This is a genomic window from Nonomuraea spiralis (genome assembly GCF_014648435.1).
Lineage (GTDB): Bacteria > Actinomycetota > Actinomycetes > Streptosporangiales > Streptosporangiaceae > Nonomuraea > Nonomuraea spiralis.
In genome coordinates, this window is record NZ_BMRC01000020.1 from 102,277 (window position 1) to 122,472 (window position 20,196).

The 20,196-nt window shown below is 71.1% G+C and carries 19 protein-coding genes; 7 read left to right on the forward strand and 12 right to left on the reverse strand.

Features of this window, described 5'->3' with window-relative positions; all coding sequences use genetic code 11:
• The first annotated feature begins 231 nt into the window (after window positions 1-231).
• Window positions 232-1,215 carry a CapA family protein gene (locus tag IEZ27_RS37205; protein ID WP_189651555.1) on the forward strand — a complete coding sequence of 328 codons (984 nt, stop codon included), beginning with the start codon at window positions 232-234 and terminating at the stop codon, window positions 1,213-1,215.
• Between the two features lie 59 nt (window positions 1,216-1,274).
• Here IEZ27_RS37205 and IEZ27_RS37210 read toward each other — a convergent pair whose 3' ends face one another.
• Together IEZ27_RS37210 and IEZ27_RS37215 are read right to left on the reverse strand one after the other, a co-directional pair.
• On the reverse strand, window positions 1,275-1,466 hold the full coding sequence (locus IEZ27_RS37210; protein WP_189651556.1) for a DUF1918 domain-containing protein: 192 nt from the start codon (window positions 1,464-1,466) through the stop codon (window positions 1,275-1,277).
• 47 nt (window positions 1,467-1,513) lie between these two features.
• Window positions 1,514-2,428 (reverse strand): alpha/beta fold hydrolase, encoded by a 915-nt coding sequence (locus tag IEZ27_RS37215; protein WP_189651557.1) that lies wholly within the window; start codon window positions 2,426-2,428, stop codon window positions 1,514-1,516.
• 68 nt (window positions 2,429-2,496) lie between these two features.
• On the opposite strand from IEZ27_RS37215, the gene IEZ27_RS37220 reads away from it, so the two are divergent.
• On the forward strand, window positions 2,497-3,471 hold the full coding sequence (locus IEZ27_RS37220; protein WP_189651558.1) for a DUF5937 family protein: 975 nt from the start codon (window positions 2,497-2,499) through the stop codon (window positions 3,469-3,471).
• A gap of 81 nt (window positions 3,472-3,552) precedes the next feature.
• Here IEZ27_RS37220 and IEZ27_RS37225 read toward each other — a convergent pair whose 3' ends face one another.
• On the reverse strand, window positions 3,553-3,990 hold the full coding sequence (locus tag IEZ27_RS37225; RefSeq protein ID WP_189651559.1) for a hypothetical protein: 438 nt from the start codon (window positions 3,988-3,990) through the stop codon (window positions 3,553-3,555).
• Between the two features lie 53 nt (window positions 3,991-4,043).
• Between IEZ27_RS37225 and IEZ27_RS37230 the strand changes: the two genes are divergently transcribed.
• Window positions 4,044-5,222, forward strand: coding sequence for a saccharopine dehydrogenase family protein (locus IEZ27_RS37230; RefSeq protein ID WP_189651560.1), 1,179 nt, complete (start codon window positions 4,044-4,046; stop codon window positions 5,220-5,222).
• Window positions 5,223-5,229: 7 nt separating this feature from the next.
• Here the strand turns inward: IEZ27_RS37230 and IEZ27_RS37235 are convergent, their stop codons facing one another.
• From IEZ27_RS37235 to IEZ27_RS37255, 5 genes are all read right to left on the reverse strand, one after another.
• Window positions 5,230-6,102, reverse strand: a complete 873-nt coding sequence (locus IEZ27_RS37235; RefSeq protein WP_189651561.1) for a PaaX family transcriptional regulator C-terminal domain-containing protein — start codon at window positions 6,100-6,102, stop codon at window positions 5,230-5,232.
• Between the two features lie 26 nt (window positions 6,103-6,128).
• A complete protein-coding gene (locus tag IEZ27_RS37240; protein WP_189651562.1) occupies window positions 6,129-7,340 on the reverse strand; it encodes a serine hydrolase domain-containing protein in 1,212 nt (403 codons plus the stop codon).
• On the reverse strand, window positions 7,337-8,521 hold the full coding sequence (locus tag IEZ27_RS37245) for a saccharopine dehydrogenase family protein (protein WP_189651563.1): 1,185 nt from the start codon (window positions 8,519-8,521) through the stop codon (window positions 7,337-7,339). Before IEZ27_RS37245 ends, IEZ27_RS37240 begins: the two co-directional genes overlap by 4 nt.
• Complete coding sequence (locus tag IEZ27_RS37250; RefSeq protein ID WP_189651564.1) at window positions 8,514-9,974, reverse strand: flavin-containing monooxygenase; 1,461 nt, start codon at window positions 9,972-9,974, stop codon at window positions 8,514-8,516. The genes IEZ27_RS37245 and IEZ27_RS37250 overlap by 8 nt, the downstream gene beginning before the upstream one ends.
• Before the next feature lie 163 nt (window positions 9,975-10,137).
• Window positions 10,138-10,959: a class I SAM-dependent methyltransferase gene (locus IEZ27_RS37255; RefSeq protein ID WP_189651565.1), complete on the reverse strand. Its 822-nt coding sequence runs from the start codon at window positions 10,957-10,959 to the stop codon at window positions 10,138-10,140.
• Between the two features lie 202 nt (window positions 10,960-11,161).
• Here IEZ27_RS37255 and IEZ27_RS55145 point away from each other — a divergent pair, with 202 nt between their 5' ends.
• The 4 genes from IEZ27_RS55145 (at window position 11,162) to IEZ27_RS37275 (ending at window position 17,609) form a co-directional block, all read left to right on the forward strand.
• Window positions 11,162-11,887 (forward strand): GbsR/MarR family transcriptional regulator, encoded by a 726-nt coding sequence (locus tag IEZ27_RS55145; RefSeq protein WP_189651566.1) that lies wholly within the window; start codon window positions 11,162-11,164, stop codon window positions 11,885-11,887.
• Between the two features lie 380 nt (window positions 11,888-12,267).
• Complete coding sequence (locus tag IEZ27_RS37265; RefSeq protein WP_189651624.1) at window positions 12,268-13,452, forward strand: alpha/beta hydrolase family protein; 1,185 nt, start codon at window positions 12,268-12,270, stop codon at window positions 13,450-13,452.
• Between the two features lie 308 nt (window positions 13,453-13,760).
• The gene (locus IEZ27_RS37270; RefSeq protein ID WP_189651567.1) at window positions 13,761-14,267 is read left to right on the forward strand and encodes a monooxygenase family protein; all 507 of its coding nucleotides are present in this window, start codon (window positions 13,761-13,763) and stop codon (window positions 14,265-14,267) included.
• A gap of 225 nt (window positions 14,268-14,492) precedes the next feature.
• Window positions 14,493-17,609: a BTAD domain-containing putative transcriptional regulator gene (locus tag IEZ27_RS37275; RefSeq protein ID WP_229824695.1), complete on the forward strand. Its 3,117-nt coding sequence runs from the start codon at window positions 14,493-14,495 to the stop codon at window positions 17,607-17,609.
• On the opposite strand, the gene IEZ27_RS37280 is transcribed toward IEZ27_RS37275, so the two are convergent.
• From IEZ27_RS37280 to IEZ27_RS37295, 4 genes are all read right to left on the reverse strand, one after another.
• On the reverse strand, window positions 17,610-18,524 hold the full coding sequence (locus IEZ27_RS37280) for a bile acid:sodium symporter family protein (protein WP_189651569.1): 915 nt from the start codon (window positions 18,522-18,524) through the stop codon (window positions 17,610-17,612). It abuts the gene before it with no gap.
• Window positions 18,525-18,605: 81 nt separating this feature from the next.
• On the reverse strand, window positions 18,606-19,319 hold the full coding sequence (locus IEZ27_RS37285) for an alpha/beta fold hydrolase (protein ID WP_189651570.1): 714 nt from the start codon (window positions 19,317-19,319) through the stop codon (window positions 18,606-18,608).
• Between the two features lie 55 nt (window positions 19,320-19,374).
• Window positions 19,375-19,974, reverse strand: a complete 600-nt coding sequence (locus IEZ27_RS37290) for a class I SAM-dependent methyltransferase (protein ID WP_229824696.1) — start codon at window positions 19,972-19,974, stop codon at window positions 19,375-19,377.
• Window positions 19,975-19,977: 3 nt separating this feature from the next.
• The gene (locus tag IEZ27_RS37295) at window positions 19,978-20,184 is read right to left on the reverse strand and encodes a 2TM domain-containing protein (RefSeq protein WP_189651571.1); all 207 of its coding nucleotides are present in this window, start codon (window positions 20,182-20,184) and stop codon (window positions 19,978-19,980) included.
• Between the last annotated feature and the right edge of the window lie 12 nt (window positions 20,185-20,196).

Consider the following 20,196-nt stretch of genomic DNA (forward strand, 5'->3'; position numbering starts at 1 on the left):
TGTACGGGAGCATCGGATGCATGAAGTTTCAACGACGTAGAACGTAAGAAGCGAGCGGGCGCGTACGTCCGTCAGAACGCGGACTTCAGGCGGGCGGTGTGCGCGGGCCTGTGGCGGAAGTCCGGTCGGGCTGCCCCTCTCAGCGGCGGGCCGGCCTCTCCATGATGGGTTCCTGCCGCGGCGGGAAGTACACAGAAGGTAGGGACGGCCCAGAACGGGGGTGATCTGATCATGTCGCTGACACTGGCCCTCGCGGGCGACACGATGCTGGGGCGCGGCGTGGCCGACAAGCTGGAGCGCACCGCCGAGCCGGACGCCTTCTTCTCCTCGGAGGTACGCGATCGCCTCGCCGAGGCGGATCTCGTCCTGCTCAACCTCGAATGTTGTCTCTCCGATCGGGGGACGCCATGGCCGGGCAAGCGCTTTCACTTCCGGGCGCCGCCGCAGGCCGCCGCCCTGCTGGCCGAGCTCGGCGTCGACTGCGTCACGCTGGCCAACAACCACGCCCTCGACTACGGTCACGACGCGCTGCGCGACACCTGCCGGCACCTCGCGCAAGCCGGGATCCGCCATGTGGGTGCGGGAGAGCATCTCGCCGAGGCCCGCAGGCCGCTCCAGATCGAGGCCGGCGGCCTGCGGCTCGCGATCGTCGCCTTCGCCGACCACCCCGCCGACTTCGCCGCCGGCGCCTCCCGGGCCGGCATCGCCTACGCCGATCTGGCCGCCGGGACGCCCTCATGGGTCAAAGAGACGATCACAAGCCTGCGCGACCGCTCCGACCTGGTTCTCCTCACTCCGCACTGGGGCCCGAACATGGTCGCCGAGCCGCTGCCGTACATCCGCACGACCGCGCACACGCTGCTGGAGTCCGGGGCCACGCTTGTGGCGGGCCACTCGGCACACGTCTTCCACGGCGTCGCCCCGCACATCCTGTACGACCTCGGCGACTTCGTCGACGACTACGCCACCGACCCGCTGGAACGCAACGACCTCGGACTCCTGTGGCTGGTCACCCTGGACGAGCACGGCCCGGTGCGGCTGCGTGCCCTGCCCCTCAAGCTGGACTACACCCACACCCGCATGGCCACCGGCGACGACTGGCGCTGGATCCGCGACCGCTTCACCACCGCCTGCGCCCGCTTCGGCACCTCCGTCCGCGTGACCGGCCGTGACCTGCTCGTCGAGCTCCGTGACCGCCCTGGAGGCACACCATGACAGGCTGCGGAGTCCCTGTTCCTCCGGCAACCGGGCACGCGGTCAGGGGCGTTGCTCGTTCATCGGACGGTATGGACGACTCGCGCATCCGGCCCCGGAAAAACGAGGGTCTCGTGTTCGTCGTCCAGCCACCGAACCAGGTACGGCGGCGAGCCGTCAGCGTGTCCCACCTCCACGATGAGCCCCACGCGGCGATGCTCGCCGTCGCGCGTGCCCTCGACGATCAGCCGATCACCCGCTGCTGCCTTCATGTCGCCCCCCTCACGTGCTGTTCCATGGAAGTGACCTCCGGCTGCTACTACCCTGCCGGACGCACCTCTCCCCTGGCGGCGGCGAAGGTCTCTGGAACGGAAGGGTCATCGGTGCCATGACCTGCGGACAGGAACGTCGAGGTGGTGGCCACGAACCGGCCGGCGTCGTCGAGCCACGGAAAGTGTCCGGCCCCGGCTTGAACGACGAGCTCGGCCTGCGGAAACAGCTGGGCGAGTTCGGTCACCGCGGCGGGAGGGGAGTTCAGGTCCACCTCGCCCGCGAGCAGCAGCACCGGCGAGGTGAGGCTGGTGAGCGCGGCACGGGTGGCTTCGGGGGCGAAAGCACCTTCGGAGCCGAAGACGGCTGCCGCCTCGCTGTTCCTCTGCTCGTCCTCGGCGGCCTTGTGCGCCTGGGCCGTCTCGTCCCAGCGGCCGTACCAGAACGGCGCGATGGCCTGGAAGGCGTCACCGGTGGCCTGGCCGGCCATGACCTGCTCCAGGGCCGCGAACGCCGCCGGGAACCAGGGCTCGCCCTCGCGCAGCCGAGCGCTCTTCCGCCGGGCCTCTTCGGTGATCGTGATGCCGACGGCGGCGACGCTCGGGGCGATCAGAGCGAGCTTCCCGACCCGTTCCGGATGGCGAGTCGCGTAGAGCACGGCCAGATTCGTGCCCCCGGAATGGGCGAGCAGGTCCATCCGGTCGAGCTCAAGGTGCTCGCGCAGAGCCTCGACGTCATCGACAAGGCGGTCGCAGCGGTACGAGGCGGTGTCCGCCGGCCTGGCGGACCGCCCGGTGCCCCGCAGATCCGCCATGATCAGCTGCCGGTGCGCCGAGAGGCCGCCAAGGTCGCCGAGACAGGCGGAAGCCTGCATCGGCCCGCCGGGCAGGCAGACCACCGGGGTGCCGTCGCCGCACACGTGGTAGGCGAGCTTGATGCCGTCGTAGGAGGCGAAGAAGTCCATGCCCGCCAGCCTGCGGGGAGACAATGCACCTCGGCTATCGTTTAGCCACAGCTACATGATGAGGGCGGATGGCGGTCGAGATCAGGTTCACCGCGGCGTCGGTCGCGAAGGTGCGATTCGCCGTCTCACCGCTGGGCGAGACCGTGCTGGCGCTGCGGATCCTGTTCGGTACGGGCGGTCATGCCGTCCACCGGCCCTGGGTGCGCCAGGCGCGCCCGCTGCTGACGCACGAACGCGAGCTGCCGCTGCTGCGAACGCTGATCGCCGGACCGCTGCCGTCGTTCCTGTTCCCGGCGCCGAGGCAGCGCCTGCCTTCGATGGCGACGGAACTGGACCTGGTGCGGGCCACGCAGGAGGACTTCTTCCGGCATGAGTACGGCGCGGTCCTGGGCATGCCGGCCGAGGATGCCCCCGAGCCCGCGACGGTGCTGCCACGGCTGGTCGAGGCTCTGCATCGCTGCCACGAGCTGCTGATCGCTCCACATTGGGGCCGGATGCGCGCCGTGCTGGAGGCCGACCTCGGCCGGCGCGCGCTGACCCTGGTGGAGGGCGGGGTGCAGGCGCTGTTCGCCGAGTTGCACCGGGACATCGCCTGGGACGGCGGCCAGTTGGTGGTGCACGGCCGGCGCACCCCGCATTCCGTGTACACGGTGGACGCCGGCGGGCACGGCCTGGTCCTGCTGCCCAGCGTCTTCAACTGGCCGGACGTGGGTGTCGACAAGGCCCCGGTCACTGCCGCGTCGATCCGCTATCCGGCGATGGGCGTCGGCCTGCTCTGGGAGCCACCCCGACCGACGCTGACGGGCCTGACCCCTGTGCTCGGCCGCGCGCGAACGCAGATCCTCGCCGCCCTGGCCGAGCCCCTGACGACCGCGGCCCTGGCCGCTCGCCTGAGCATCACCCCGAGCGCGGTCTCACAACACCTGGGCGCGCTGCGCGGGGCGGGTCTGGTGGCAACGCAACGCAGGGGCCGTACGGCACTCCACCTGCGCACGGAACGCGCGACCCAGCTTCTGGGCGGCCCGGCCCCGAACGGTCGTTGACGCAGCGGCGGCCGGGGCCCGCGCGCGCAGGGTTGGCATCGACTCCTCAGCTCCGCCGCGGTGGCGCCGAGGTCGTCGTGATCAACGTGGTTCTGGCCGTCCGAGCAGCATGACGAGCAGCCGGACGGCCGAGACGGCGCCTGCGGCGGCGCTGATCAGGGTGAACCAGAACCAGAAGGAGCTCCAGGCGGCCGGGATCGGCAGGAGCGCCGTGACCAGGATCGGAAGGCCGAGCACCAGCAGGCGCAGCCGTCGCTCGTCCTTGAGCCGATGGCCGGGCGCCGCCGCCGGGCGCAGGCCGGTGACGATCGCCAGGCGCCAGGCGCGCAGCGCGGTGACATAAAGCGTGACGGCCATCGCGAGCCCTGCCAGCTGCGCCCATTCGAGCGCGTCAGGGTCGGCCGGTGATCTGTAGAGCAGGGCGGTCGAGATGAACGGCACCGTGCTGAGCGCCTCGACTGCGATCACCCGGCTCGCCGGCCTCTCGCGGAACAGCGGTGAAGCTGTTATGTTCATCATGCTAACTATCGTAGATTATTCGATAGATTCGGTCACGATCCTTTGGGAAGTCGATGAGAGTGCTCGCCCTTGGCGGAGCCGGAGCGACGGGGCGGGTCGCGGTGCGCGTGGCGGCCGGTCTGAGCGGGATCGGGGAGATCGTCGTCGCCGACCGCGACCTCGACGCGGCCCGGGCGCTGGCCGAAGAGCTGAAAGGCGCCCCGGCACGGCTCAGCGCCCGCGACGTCGACGTCGCCGACGGGAATTCCCTGTCCGCCGCGCTGGCCGAGGCCGACGTCGTGCTCAACACGGTCGGGCCGTGCCACCGGTTCGGGCCGCTGGTGCTGCGGGCCGCGATCGCCGCCCGTACCCACTACCTGGACGTCTGCGACGACTGGGAGCCCACTCTGGAGATGCTCGGCCTCGACGCCGAGGCCCGCGCGGCGGGCGTGTGCGCGGTGATCGGCATGGGCGCCGGTCCGGGGGTCGGCAACCTGCTCGCGGTCAGAGCGGCGGCATGCCTGGACATCGTGATCGACCTCTACACCGCCTGGCCCGTCGACGTGCCGGGCTCCGGCGCCGGCCGGACCGGCCTGAGCGGGCCCGACGGCCGCCCGATCGCCGCGCTGGTGCACTGGATGCGGCACATCAGCGGCACGATCGCCGAGGTCGGCGGCGGCCGGCTGGTACGGCGGCCACCCCTGCGGCCGGTCGTGCTCGAACTTCCGGGCGGCCGCGTGGGCACCGCGTACACCGTGGGTCATCCCGGGGCCGTGACGCTGGCGCGCGGCTACCGGGTGGCGGGGGAGTCGGCCGGTCTCATGGTCGTCACCCCCGGGACCGCGGCCTATCTGGACGTGCTGCGCCGCGACATCGACCGGGGGAGGCTCACGATCGGGACGGCCGCCGCCGAGGTGACCGAGCCCACCATGTGGCGGGCCCTGCGCGCCGCCGTACGGGCCTTCGGCTTCAGGGGGCCCGGCTCGCTGCCCGCGTTCTTCGCCGCCGCCAGGGGTGTGGCGGACGGGCGGCCGGCGACCGTTCTGGCCCATTTGACGGATGCGTCGCCGCTGCTCCGGGGCGTGGCCGAGGCCACGGGGGTGCCGGCCGCGCTGGGCCTCGCGCAGCTGATCGACGAGGCCGGGAGGCGACCCGGCGTCCATCCGCCGGAAGCGGGGATCGATCCCGGCCGGTTCTTCGCCGACCTGGTCGGACGGACCGGCTCGGTGAAGGTCGTGGTGGAGGTGGTGTGACGGCCCGTCAGACGCCCGCCGCCGCGCGGCTCAGGCCGCCGTAGAGACCGAACAGGCGGACGGCGCCGTCGTCCTTGCCGGCCTGTTCCTCCAGCAGCGACCAGCAGCGCGCGGTCAGCGTACGGGCCCGGGCGCCGGGCCAGGGCCGAGGGAGCAGTTCGGGAGGGAGCAGCGGGTCGGCCTCCATCGCGCGGGTGAACTCCGCGGCCAGTTCCACCGCGATGGTCAGCCGCCGCGCCGCGGACGGTTCGGGGGGCTCGGTGTGATCCTGGAGGAGCCGGAGCCGGGGCTCCGCCACTGCGGCGAGCCGGTCGTAACGTCCGGCGATCTCGTCCAGCGGCCACATGGTCCGGGCGAGCGCGACGGGATCGTTCTCCTCGCCGCGGCGGAGGTCCCGGGTGGTCAGGAAGGTGACGTGGCCCAGGACGTCCAGGCGGCGGGCGTGCTCCTCGACGTAGGGCTCCCACGGATTGGCGCTGACGTAGAGGCCCCCGTGGACGGCGGCGCCGCCCAGGAGGGTGAGCGCGGCGCGCAGCGCGTCGCGCGCGGGCCGGGCGCTCTCCGGGACGGTGAAGGCGACGAGATGCCACGTGCCGTCCCAGGGGGCGAGCCCGGCGTCCTGGCGGAAGGCGTGGGTGACGAACTCGACGTCGAGCCCCATCGCACGTCCGGTGTCGCCGGTGGCGCGCAGGATCGCCTTGCGCCCACGCCCTTCCTGGACGAACCGTCCCTCGGCGACCAGCCGTTTGATGCACAGGCGCACCTGCTGATCGTTCATGTCCAGAAGTCCGGCGGTCGCGTAGAGCTCGCCGGCGTCGACCGTGAGATCGGTGCGGACGAGCGCCTCGACGAGCATTCGGGTGGGGACATGGACATCCATGCGGACTATCGTATCCAATCCGATCGTTAGCGGCCGATGACCTGGGTCACCGCGTCGAGCAGGGTGCGGTGACGGGCGTCGGCCAGGGCGTCGGCGGGCATCGTACGCGGCAGGAAGGCCAGAGCCAGACCCCGGCGCGGATCGCCCAGACCCAGGGCGCCGCCGATGCCCGGATGGCCGAAGGCCGTGGGGGACCCGAGACACCACGCGCGGCTGGGCAGCGCGAACCCGCACCCGAAGGCCGAGGGGACGCCGAGCACCCGGTCCCGTCCGGCGGCGCGCGGCCGGACGGCCGCGCGCCAGGTCCGCTCGCCGACGAGCGGAGGCTCGGAGCCGGACGGGGATCCGGCGCCGGGCGAGGATTTGGCATCGGGCGATTCGACGCGAGGCAGGAGCAGGGCGTAGAGGCGGGCCAGGGAGCGGGCCGTGGCGACGGCGTTGGCGGCAGGCAGGTGGGCGGCGAGGGTCTCCGGACGGGCCACCCACCGGTCGGGCGGCTCGGTGAGCGCTCCGCCCACGGTCATCGCCGCCCACAACGGCGTCCCGGGGCGGGCGACGACGGCGGTGGTCATCCGGACCAGGAACGGGACGCGCGTGGCGGCGTGCACGGGCGCGGGCGGCGGGCCCGCGTGCGCGCCGCCGATGCCGATCGCCAGGCCGCGTGGCCGGCACACCAGCTCGTCGAGCACCTCGCCGAGCCGTCCGCCGGTGACGCGGCGGACGAGTTCGTCGGCGAGCGTTCCCCACGTGACCGCGTGGTAACCGGGCCGGCCCGGTGGCCAGCGCGGCGGCTCGCCGGCGAGGACGTCGGCCAGCGGACGCCCGTCCAGCACCTCCGCGAGGGTGACGGCGCGCGCGGGAGCGATGAGCCCGGCCTGATGGCTCAGCATGTGGGCGACCGTGATCCCGGACTTGCCGTGACGGGCGAACTCGGGCCAGTACCTGGCCACGGGCGCGTCGAAGTCGAGGTCACCGCGGTCGGCGAGCACCGCCAGGCAGGCGGCCGCGATGCCCTTGGAGGCGGAGAAGACCACCTGCCGGGTCTCCGGACCGTAAGGGCCGGACGCGTCGTTCCCGGCATACAGATCGACGACGGCCTTGCCGCGGTGGATGACGTGCAGCCCCGCGCCGTGCTCGCCCGGCCTGCTCATGATCGCGGCGAACGCCCGCCGGACCGGCTCCCACCCGGGGCCGACGTCGCCGCGAACCACGGGGACCGTGCGATCGGCCGCGCTCATGGGGTCCGGTCCACTCTGACCACCTCGTCGCGGCCGGTGCGCGGCGGGTCGCAGTGGGCGGACAGTTCCTCGAAGTACCTCTCCGGGTCGAGCACGGCGTCCGGGGGGTGGACGCCGGGAGCGCGCACCGAGCCGTCGAGGATCTGCGCGGCCGCCAGCGACAACGGGATCCCGGTCGCCCTGGCCATCCCGCGCGGTGAGCCGATCAGCCGCGCCCCGATCCGGCACGGCCGCCCGTCCCGGACGCCGGTGGCCAGCGCGAAGAAGGGCGGCAGCGCGCCGGGGCCGCGCAGCGAGAGCCGGCGCAGGGCGGAGCGGGCGAAGCGGCCGGCGGTCGGGCTCTCGATCGCGGCCGCGGCCTGTTCCAGGGACAGGCTTCCCCGGTCGATCTCCTCGCGCAAGGTCATCAGGTACGCGGCCGTCTCCGGCTTGACCACCATGACGCAGGCGGAGTCACGGATGATCGAGCAGGTCATCGGGAGGGTCAGCGGTTCGGGATGGCCGACGGTGTAGGCGGTGCCGGCGCCCAGCCCCGGGTAGTCGAGCCTGACCGGTTCGAGCGGCGGCCGTTCGGCGGGCGCGCCGCCGGCCCAAATGCGGATCGTGCCGGACAACTGCTGCATCCAGTGGACGACGGCGGCCGACTCCCCGCCCGCCGCGCCGTCAGCGGGATCGTCGCCGACGAACGGGACGTCCACCGGCCAGGCGGTGTGGACGTCCTCGACGGTGTCCAGCTCACGGGTCGCCAGCGCGGCCAGCATGTTGCTGGTGCCCGGGCTCGCGCCGGCTCCGATCACGGCGATCACGCCCGCGTCCCGCGCCTGGGCGTCCATGGCGAGCATGTCCAGCGTCGGCTCCCAATCGTCGCAGATGTCGGCGTAATGGGTGCGGCTCTCGATCGCCGCCCGCAGGATCGGCACGCCGAGCCGGAAGAACGGGCCGGTGGTGTTGACGACCAGGTCGGCGTCGCGGAAGAGCTCGCGCAGCCGTACCGGATCGGAGGCGTCCACTGTCGCGGCCGAGGCGTTCGCGTACTTGACGGCCAGCCGCGCGGCGGCGGCGGTGTCGCGGTCGGCGATCACCAGCTCGGCGATGTCCGCCCGCCCGGCCAGCGCCTCGACGACGGGCCTGCCCATCGCTCCGGCGCCACCCAGAGCGACCACCCGGTACTGCTCACCCATCGAAGACCATCCCCTTTCGGACGTCGAGGAACGCCGACCTCAGCCGGTCGGTCAGGTAGTTCTGGCCGACCGTCCACGGCGCGCGGTCACCCTGCTGCGGGAACAGGTGTGCCGCGCGCTGGACATAGGCGGAGGTCAGGTCGAGCAGCGGACGGCGGGCCAGGCCGCGCGGAAGCACGGGCATCGCGGTGGTCAGGCCGTGCCGCCTCATGTGGTCCAGCAGCCGGACGACGTAGCGGGAGGACAGCTCCGCCCGCAGCGTCCAGGACGCGTTGGTGTACCCGACGCAGAAGGCCAGGTTGGGCACGCCGCTCAGCATCAGTCCGCGGTAGGCGGTGGTCCCGGCCAGGTCGACCGGGCGACCGTGCACCGACACGGCGATCCCGCCGAGGGGGATCAGCGACAGGCCCGTCGCGGAGACGATCACCTCCGCCGCCAGCCTCCGCCCGGACTCCAGCTCGATCCCGTCCTCGATGAGACGGGTGATCCGGTCGGTGACCACCGAGACGCGCCCGGCGGCCACCTCGCGGAAGAGGTCGCCGTTGGGGACGACGCACAGCCGCTGGTCCCACGGCTGGTACCGGGGGGTGAAGTGCCGGTCGAGGAAAGCGGGGTCGGGCAGGTACCGCAGGATGCCCTTGCGCAGGTGCCGTTTGGTCTGCTCCGGGAAGCGCCTGCTCAGCCAGTAGGTGAGCTGGCTGCTCAGGACGTTCTTGGCGCGGACGAGCCGGTGGACCGTACGTGCGGGAAGCAGGCGGCGCAGCGTGTCGGCCGCCGGGTCCACGTCGGGCAGGGAGCTCAGGTAGGTCGGGGAGCGCTGCAGCATGGTGACGTGCCCCGCCCGCCCCGCCCGCTTGGCCAGTGCGGGCACCAGGGTGACCGCGGTGGCTCCGCTGCCGATCACCACGGTCTTCCTGCCGGCCACGTCGAGGTCGTCCGGCCAGAACTGCGGGTGCACGAACCGGCCGCCGAAGTCCTCGACACCCTCGAACTCCGGCTGGTGGCCGTGGTCGTAGTCGTAGTAGCCGGCGCAGACGTACAGGAACGAGCACGTCCACGTCCCGCGGGTGGTGTCCACCGTCCACCGGCACCGCTCCCAGGACCAGTCGGCGGCCAGGACCTTGGCCTGGTGATGGATGTGCCGGTCGATGCCGTGGTCCCGGGCGGTGTCCTCGATGTAGCGGCGGATGTCGTCGCCGTCGGCCAGGGATTTCCGGCCGCGCCAGGGCTGGAAGGCGTAACTGAGGGTGAAGATGTCGGAGTCCGAGCGGACGCCTGGATAGCGGAACAGGTCCCAGGTGCCGCCGGGACGGTCTCTGGCCTCCAGCACCGCGTAGGTCCTTCCGGGTTGCCGCTGGAGATGCCACGCGGCGCCGATGCCGGACAGGCCGGCGCCGATGATCAGTACGTCGACATGACGTGGGGAATCGGCCGCGTCAGCTTCGCTCGTCATGAACGCCACCTCTCTTTCGCGTTCAAAACTATCGTATTCAGAACGAGCGTAGCAATTTTGATGCGTTGCAATCACGGCATGACGGACCAGCGGCACGTGCGACACCCGGCGCGCCCGCCCGCGGCCCCATCTGCCGGCGCCGGCTGATCTCCGTCAGGAGTTGTCAGAACCGGTAACGGTCGATCGCGGTGAACTTCCTGGCCAGCTTCGGGCTGAGACCGATGAGCCGGTTGGCCAGGCGGTAGACCGCCGGCATCCCCGGCGGTGCGGGGAGCCGGGCGGCCAGCATCTCTTCGACCAGTTCCAGATCGGGGTCCCAGCGCTCGGGCTCGTGCGGGTCATCGAAGCCGCCGTGGCGTACCAGGGCGCCGAGGGCCCGGGTGCTGCGCATCCGCTTGAGGATCCGTACGGCGTAGCGCGGGTAGTTGTTGAACGCCACCTCCCCGTGGGGGAAGTGGCCGGTCAACCGGTTGAGCAGGGCCGTGAACTCGGCCTCGGTGAGGAAGGGGAGCAGTCCGTCGCAGACGACGACGGCGGCCCGGTCGCCGGGGAGCGCGTCGAGCCATCGCGGATCCGTCACGTCGGTGGCGACGGCGTGCACGTTCGCGCGGTGCGGCAGGACCTGTTCGCGCACCTTCACGACCCCGGGCAGGTCGACGTCGTACCAGTCCACGGTCTCCGGAGGGGCGACGCGGACGACCCTCGTGTCCAGCCCGACGCCCAGGTCCAGCACCACCGCGTCCGGATGCCGGGAGATGAACCCGCGCACCACGTCGTCCAGCATCTTGGACCGCATCGCCACGTCCACCGCCTTGGCGCGCGGCACGACGATGTCGTCCGGGTTGTAGCCGATCTTCATGGCGACCTCGTCGGACAGGGTGTCGCCGAGGACGGAGAAGCGGGAGCGGCTGTCGAGCGCCCTGCCGGCCAGTGTCACATAGAGGGTCTCTTCCACTGGTGTCAAGGCCGGGAGAACGGTTGCCATGGTGTGACCCTTCGTCGTCCGCGCGTCGGCCGATGGTTTCGGCCGTGTGAAACACATGTTGTGTTTCATCCTAGGTCAAGCGGAGGTGGTGCTGCGATGCCTATTTGTGCTGGTGATACAGCTAATTCGTTGCAATGGCTGTAGGCTGTCACGGGTACGTGGAAGACGACCGATGTTGCAATGAGGAGCGAGAGGAGCGCGCATGCCAGGGGCCCGGCTGACTCATGAGGAGCGGCGGCGGATCGCCGACGGGCTGGCCGAGGGGCTCGGTTACGCGGAGATCGCCAGGCGGCTGGCGCGGCCGACCTCGACGATCAGCCGCGAGGTCGGCCGCAACGGCGGTCCCGACGGCTATCGCGCGGACCCCGCGCAGAAGGCGACCGGCGAACGCGCCCGCCGGGTCAGGAAGACCGAGCCCGAACCCGCCGCCGTCCGCGCCTTCGAGGAGGAGTTCGCCGCGATGATGGTACGCACCGGCCTGCCACGGATGCCCGCCAGGGTGCTGGCCGGCCTGCTCAGCAGCGAGCACGGCGCGCTGACCGCCGCCGAGCTGGTCCACCGCCTCCAGGTCAGCCCGGCGTCGGTGTCCAAGGCGGTCACCTATCTGGAAGGCATCCGGCTGCTCAGGCGCGAGAAGTCGGGGCGGCGCGAGCTCTACAGCACCGACGACGACGTCTGGTTCGAGGCGTGCGTCGGAGTGACGCAGGTCTGCGAGGTCTGGGCAGGCTCGGCTCGGCGCGGGGCCGCGCTGTTCGGCGGCACTCCGGCCGGGCGCCGCCTGGACGAGGTGGGCCGCTACTTCGAATGCGTCGGCGCCGACATGAACGAGGCGGCCGAACGCTGGCGCCAGGTCTTCACGGCTCGGCGCACCTCGGGGAACCTGCTCTCACGCGCTCAGGACGACCCCCGGCCCGGCCTTCGAACGTGAGAACCACCGGTGGGGCGAGTGGGCTCCCGCCGCCGGGCAACACCACCCAGGGCTCGAAGGACCTGGAGGCCAGCCGGGCGACTGATTGCAACCATCGCCTGCCGCGTGGCGGCGGCCACGCACAGGGCCGGCGGGAGGCGGCCGCACAGCCGTACGATCTGCTCGGCCGTCCGTGTGTCGTCGAGCGGCGCCGGCATCCGCACGAGCGCCGCCGGTGGGTGGCGCGCGACGTCGATCTAGCGGGGAGTGCCGTCAGTGTCAACCTCCGGCGGGCCTTGACCTCCCCTCCGGGTGGACGGGTGCTTCCGTCGTTCGTAGGAAGGTCGAACTCATCTCCGGTGGGGAGTTCCTGGACAACGAGCGCCCCTAGCGTGGTGATCATGAATCACGCATTGCTCAGACGGGGCGTGGCCGCTGCGGTGGCGGTCGGACTTCTGCTCACCGGGCCCGCCGTACAGGCCAAGTCGAAGCCCGTCACTGTGGCCCTGCCCCAGCCGACAGGTTCACGCGAGATCGGCACGGTCGCGCTGCACCTGCGTGACAGCTCCAGGGGCGACCCATGGATCAAGGCACACGACCGGCGTGAGCTGATGGTCAGCCTGTGGTACCCCACCCGTCGTCCGGACGGCCACCCCGCCGCGCCTTGGCTGCCGCCGCGCGCCGCCGAGGCCTTCTATCGCAACAACGGCCTCTCGCCCGCGGCTGTCAGCCTGCCCATGACCCATGGCCGAGAAGGGGCCCCCGTGGCGGGTCGAGAGCTGCCCGTCGTACTGTTCTCACCCGGCAACGGCGCCGACCGTTCCATGAACACCGCCACGGTCGAAGAACTGGCCAGCCGGGGCTACATGGTGGTCACGATCGATCATCCAGGCGATGCCGGCGAGGTGGAGTTCCCTGACGGCACGGTCACCGGCCGCGTCCTGAAGCCGGTCCCGGTGAGCCGGCTGGGCGAGAAGGCCGAAGAGATCAAGGTACGGGTGGCCGACACGCGCTTCGTACTGAACCAGCTCAAAAAGCTGAACAAGGGGCAGAACCCCGACGCTGAAGGCCGGAAGCTGCCGAAGGGGCTGCGCGGCGCGTTCGACCTGGACAGGGTCGGCATGTTCGGCCATTCCGCGGGAGGTGCGACGGCCGCCGCGACGATGCTGGAGGATCGGCGGGTCAAGGCGGTTCTGAACCTGGACGGACCCGCCCTCGGCAAGGTGGCCGCCAAGGGATTGGCCAAGCCGTACATGCTCATGGAGGCCGAGATCTTCGACAAGCCCATCCGCGGGCAGAAGGCCTTCTGGTCCCGGCTCAAGGGCTGGCGGCTGCACGTGAAGACCAAGGGCGCCAAGCACAATTCCTATACCGACCTGCCGCTGGTGTACGAGCAGGCGGCGCCGGTGCTCGGTCTGTCGAAGGAGCAGTTGCAGGCGGTGAACGGGACACTGTCGGCGGCGCGTTCCGTGGCAGTCACCCGCGCCTACACCGCGGCCTTCTTCGATCTGCATCTACGGCGCAAGGGCGACCTGCTCGACAGGCATTCCTCACGGTATCCCGAGGTGCAGATGATCGCCCGTTAGGGCTCACACGACCATCCGGCGCGTTCTGCGCGCATTGTTCGCAGGTCAATGTAGAACCGGGTGTTCACGCGCACTGAACGCCGGAATAAGTCGTTGTCCAGTAGGCCCGCGTAGCCTGCCGGGCATGAGAGCAGTGAAAAGCGAAAGCGCCCGAAGAATCGGGCCTCCGGATTCACCTGGCCTTTCACGCCCCGGCCAATCCGGCTCAGGACGTGGAGTGGCGGTTCCGGCCCATGTGATCGATGGTCTTCTGGGGCATCGCACGACCTTCCTCTACCACGCGTGATCCGAGCCCGGAGGAACCTTAGATGCCAACCCGAGTCAACCGGCAGACCGTCGATCTCTCCGCCTATCCCGACCTCCTCGTCCTGTATCTCGGAATGCGGGTGAACCGGCTGTACGGAATCCGGACCTTCTTCAGCTTCGGCCGGAAGATCAGTGAGTCGGTCGCCGGCGAACCGGACGGACTGCTGCTGCACGAACCCGTCTACTACTCGTTCTTCCCGATGAACATGGGAATGCGCCAGTACTGGCGGGACCTGCCCTCGCTGCTCGCGTTCGCCCGGTCGGAGCCGCATCGGCAATGGTGGCTCGACTTCCTGCGGGACTCCGGCGGCACCGGCTTCTGGCACGAGACGTACTCGATCAAGGGCGGCATGGAGGCCGTCTACGACGACGTGCCCAAGCCGCTCGGCTTCGGACGGTTCGCCGGGATCCGGCGCGCTCGCGGTCCCATGTTCGGTTCCGCGGCCAGGCTGGGACGTTCGGACGACGGCAGCGCGGTCCTCAGCGAGACGGACCTCTACGAGTCCTGACCGGCGGACGCCCGGCCGGAAAACCGCGCGGGGCCGATCTTCCACCACCATTTCTGGACCAGTAGAATCGCTTCCTGCCGTGATCCAAAACGGGTCGCAAGCGGACAATCTGTAATGTCCAGCCGGGAGCCGACAGATGTGACTGGGTCAGCTCATCCCGTTCGGCTCGGCGGTGAAGATCCGCCGGCCGGCGCCGATCCTCTGCGCCTGCAGGTCCTGGGTCCGTTGCGGCTGTGGCGCGGTCGCGTCGAACTGGACGCCGGCCCTCGACAGCAGGCGCAGCTGCTGGCCCTGCTCATGGCGCGGGTCGGCCATCCGGTCAGTACGAGGGAACTGATCGACCTGATCTGGGCCGACAACGCCCCCGCCAGCGCGCTCAACGTCATCCAGAAGTACGTCGGGGCATTGCGGCGGGTGCTCGAACCCGCGGTCCCCGCCCGGGCGGCCGGTACTCACCTGCGTCTGCGGGGCAACGCGTACGTGTTCAGCGCCGGCTCCGGCACGCTGGACCTCGTCACCTTCCGGGAACTCCTCGAAGCCGCCCAGGCCGCCCTCGCCCAGCAGGCCCGCGAAGCGGCGCTCGACCATTACGTCGAGGCGCTCGGCCTCTGGAAGGGCCCCGCGGGGGACGGACTGTCCCTCGGATCGGCCGCGATGTCGATCCTGAGCGCCCTCGACGACGAGTTCCATGCCGCCTGCGTCGAGGCGTCCGGCCTGGCCGTGTCGTTACGCCGCCCGGAGCAGGTGATCCCGCCGTTGCGACTGGCCGCGTCGATGGCACCGTTCCACGAACCCGTGCACGCCGGCCTCATCGCCGCACTCGGCGCCGCCGGCCGGCAGGCGGAGGCGCTGTCGGTGTTCCACGCGATCCGTGACCTCCTCGCCGAGGAGCTCGGCATCGACCCCGGCCCGGTGCTGCGCGACGCGCACTTGCGGGTGCTGACGCAGACCCCGCCGGCGCCGGTGGTGACGGTCACGCGACGTGCGGGCGACCACGCGTCGGCGAGGCAGGAGACCGGCCTGGTCGGCCGGGGCGAGGAGCTCGGCGTGCTGCGGCAGGCCGTCGACGCGGCGCTCACCGGCCGCACCGGGCTCGGCATCGTCGAAGGCGAGCCGGGCTCGGGCAAGACGTGCCTGCTGGAGGCGGCCGCCGCCGCCGCGGACCGGCGTGGCGCGCTCGTCGTCTGGGCTTCCTGTCTGGAAGGCGACGGAACACCGTCGATGTGGCCGTGGGAGCAGGCGCTCACCGTCGTCCTCGACAGCCTGCCCGCGTCGGCGCGGGAGAAGTGGCTGACCAGCGAACTCGGCCGCCTCCTCGAACCTCGCGACGACGACACCGGGCCGCCGGTCTCCGGCGGCCGCTCCCAGTTCCGCCTGTTCGAGCAGGTCGTCACCTTCATCGGCCAGGCGTCGGCGGAACGGCCGATGCTGCTCGTCATCGACGACCTTCAATGGATCGATGCCACCTCGCTCCAGTTGCTCGGCCACCTGACGGCACGGCTGCCCACCGGTACGGCGATCATCGGCGCCCTGCGCGACCGCGCGCCCACCCCCGGCCCCGACCTTTCGCGGGTCCTGGCCGCCGCCAGCCGGCTGCCCAACCACCGCAGGATCCAACTCGGCCCGCTCAGCCTGACCGACGTGGCCGAGCTCATCCGCCGCGAGACCGGTCACGAACCCGGTGCGGACACCGCCCGCAACATCCACGTTCGCACCGCCGGCAACCCTTTCTTCGTCTGCGAACTGTCGCGGCTCCTCAGCGACCGGGGCGTGCTCAGCGACGACGCCGCGTCGGCCCGCGCCGGGGTGCCGTCCACCGTGCGGGACGTCGTCCGCGATCGGATGGCGGGCCTCGACGACAGCGCCCGCGACCTGCTGCGGCTCGCCGCGCTGATCGGGCGCGAGATCGACCTCCGGCTGCTCGCCCGCGCCGCCGGTGTCGACGTCGCGGACTGCCTCGAACGCCTCGAACCGCTGCGCGCGCTCGGCCTGCTCGAAACGGGGCCGGACAACCCGTTCTCGTGGCGGTTCACGCACGACCTGGTTCGCGAGTCGGTCATGGAGACCACAGCGCGGCTGGAGGCCATCCGGCTGCACCTGCGGATCGCGGACGCGCTCGAAGAAAGCCAGGCGGACGACGAGTCCATCACCGAACGCCTCGCCTTCCACCTGTCTGCCGCCGGTCCCCTCGCCGATCCGGTCCGTACCGTGGAGGCGCTGAAGCGTGCCGGTCGTCGCGCGGCGACCAAGCTCGCCTTCGCCGCCGCCGATCGGCACCTGGAGTCGGCCGCCCAGATCGCGCGGACCGCCGGGCTCCCGGAACTCGAACTGTCCGCCCTCTCGTTACTCGCCATCGCCCCGCGTCGGCAGGCCGGGTTCGGCGGTACGACGTTCGATCTGCTGGAGCGTGCGGAGCTCCTGGCCCGCCGGCTCGGCCGGGAGGTGGAGGCCGCCGGGCTCCTCTTCGCCCGCCTGTTCGGGGCCTACACCTTCCTGGAGTGGGACCGCCTGCGTCTGGTCCGCCGCCTGTACGAGCAGGGGGAGGCGTCCTTCGATCCGATCGTCCAGGTGTACGGCCGGCAGGCATGGGGCCTGCACCAGTGGGACATCGGCAACATCGGCGAGGCGTACCGGTGCTTCAGTGGGAACGACCCGGCTCTTCTCGACGGGGTCGTCTCCCCGCACAGTGAGACGCCGATCCGGCGTGACGTGTCGGGTGAGTGGCCCGGCTGGCTGGCCGTCGTGACGGCACTGCACGGTGATGCCGAGACGGCGAAGGCCGTGATCGACAAGTGGAACGGCCCCGACGACTCGTACGCGGTCGCGACCTGGGCCTACTACACCACCATCATCGCCTCGATGGCCGGAGACGCGGGCTGGGTGATGCGCACGATCGAGCGGTGGACGGTCGCGGGCACCGGCCGCGCCGCCGTTCAGCAGGAGCACTACACCCGGCTGAACTGGTACTGGGCCCGTGCCCTTGTCGGCGAGGACCCGGCCGGTGTCGCGGCGGAGGCCGAACAGCTCATGGCTGGGACGCTGGTCGACCCGCCGCGGTGGGGCGTGGCGTACCACTACGGACTGATCGCCGAGATGTGGCTGGCCGCCGGGAGGCCGGACGAGGCGGGCATCGCCCTCGACCGGGCGGACCAGGCCGTGGAGGCCCATGGCCAACGCTACGCCGAAGGGCTCGTCCTGCTGCTGCGGGCGCGCCTGCTCCAGGCCCGCGGCGAACCCGCCGACGTCGTACGAGCCGCTGCCGAGCGAGCCCGCGACCAGTCCGAGGAACGCGGGTCTCACCTGTTCGCCCGCCGCGCCGAGACGTTCCTGGCCGGACTCTGATCACGCTGCTCGACTCCTGGGGGCGTCACGATGCCCGGTCACCGTGGACTGGTCCGATCGAGCCCGGCGGGTGATCAGATAGCCGAACCCGGCCGCGGTGAAGAACATGACAATGCCGTACACCGCGCCGGGGATGGCCATCTGGGCGCTGTTCAGCAGCGCTGGGCTGAGTGCGACCGTGATGGCGAGACCGGTGTTGTGGATGCCGATCTCGAACCCGGCCGCGACCGCCGCGCGGTGATCGACCCCGGCCAGGCGTGGCACGCCGTACCCGATCAGCAGGCTCACGAGGTTGAAGGCCAGCACGGCGAGCCCGACCAAGACGAAATAGCCGACGAGGTTGTTCCGCTCCGCGTACAGCACGGCGAAGATGGCTCCGGCCAGGACCACGACCGACAGCACCCGGACGGGGAGGTTGAGCCGCCGCGCCACCTCGGGCGACCACGCGCGTACGAGCATCCCGATGGCGACGGGCACGACCACCATCGTGAAGACCTGCACCATCTTGCCGAACTGCAGCCCGAGGGCGGCCCCACCGGGCAGGAAGTACCCGGCCGAGAGGTTCACCACGATCGGCAGGGTGAGCACGGCCAGCACCGAGTTGGTCGCGGTGAGCGTGACATTGAGCGCGACGTTCCCGCCGAACAGGTGGCTGTACAGGTTGGCCGTGGGCCCACCGGGTGACGCCGCGACCAGCAGCAGCCCGACCGCCGGCTCCGGCGGAAGCCGGAAGGCGAGCACCACGCCGAAGCAGATGCCCGGCAGCAGCACGAGCTGGCACAGCAGCGCCACCAGGGCCGCCTTGGGATACCGGCCCAGCCGCCGGAAGTCGTCCAGCGTCAGGCTGAGCCCCAGGCCGAGCATGACGATGCCGATGGCGTAGGGCAGACTGCCCAAGATCAGAGAGGAACCCATGGTGATCATCCTCGGGTGTTCAGGTCACCTTCAGGGGACAAGCCTGTTCCAGGCTGAGCAGCACGGCCGCGCCGTCGCTTCCTACGCGGTTTCACGCGCCGCCTTTTCGATGAGGGCCGCGGTCGGGGCCGGATGTGAGACGAACACCAGGTGCGAGGCGCCCTCGACCACCTGGATCTTCGCGCCGGAGCGCTGGGCCATGAACTCCTGTGCCGCCGGGGGGATGATCCGGTCGGCGCCGCTGATCAGGTTGTAGTTCGGGATCGTGTGCCAGGCCTGCGGGCCGGCGGCGGGCTCGCCGAGGGCGGCGCCGGTGGCCGGGCGCTGTGTGATCGCGAAGAGCGCGGCCTCCTCGGCGGGCAGATCCCCTGCGAAATGGGGATGGAACACGCGCGGGTCGATGTAGAGATCGACCTGCCCGCCGGGCAGCGGCACGGGTTTGAGCGACTCGCCCACGGTGCTGCCCGGGAACTTCTCGACCAGCTCCTGGACGCTCTCGCCGGTCTCCGGTACGAATGCCGCCAGGTAGACCAGTGCTTTCACCTCGGGGTTCCCGGTGGCGGCGCTGGAGATGACGGCGCCGCCGTAGGAGTGGCCGACCAGCACGATCGGCCCCTCGATGTTGTTCAACAACGCCTTGAGTTGTCCGGCGTCGGAGGAGAGCCCCCGGAGCGGGTTCGGCGCGACGACGACCGGATAGCCGTCGGCGACGAGTCGCTGGACGATCGCGGTGAATCCGCTGCCGTCCGCGAAGGCTCCGTGAACGAGGACGATCGTCGGTTTCCTGTATGCCATTTGCTTGCCTTTCATGACGTGATGGTGGATGGACGGGGTGCCCAGGTGTCGATCGTCAGCGCGTGGTGACGTCCACGTCGGTCTTCGTCGGGCGGCGGCAGTAGTAGACGAGAGCGGGTGGGAGATTCGCCCACACTGTCCGGCTGATGACCACCTCGTCGAACCGTGACCGCATGGAGCGCAGCAGGCGCCGGGCCGGTGGGGCCCATCGGGCGTGTACGTAGGCGAAGGTGGTGAACACGCCGTGCGGTGACAGGGTCGCCACGACCGAGGACAGCACGTCGTGCTGCTGGTTCTCGGTGAAGGCCGCCCATGGAAGGCCGCTGACCACGACGTCTGCCTGGCGCAGGCCACGCTGCGCCAGGAGCGTGGCGAGATCGGCCGCGTCCGCGTGAACGACGTCGACCTCCGGGTGGAGGGCGGCCAGCTTCCGCGCGAACCCCGCATTGACCTCGACGGCTATGTGCCGGCCGCGTCCGGCCAGCCGCCGCTGGATGGGCTCGGTGAACGAGCCGGTACCCGGTCCGAGCTCCACGACGATCGGCGAGCCGGTGCTGGGGACGGCCGCGGTCGCCACCCTGGCCAAGGCCGGGCCGCTGGGTGCGACCGCGCCGACCGTCATGGGATCGCGTACGAACTCCAGAAGGAACGACACCGCTCAGTCCCGCCGGGAGGGCGAGGAGACCGCCCGGAAGTGGAACGCCAGCCCGACACCCCACGCGACCAGCGAATACAGCGGCCAGAAGAAGCGCTGCGGGGTGAAGAGCCACCACACCACGACCTGCACCACCTGCGCCACGACGTAACAGATGACGTGAACCCACAGGCCCACCCTCAGCTGACGCTCGCTTGCTCTCGATCTCATCTCGACCCGTTC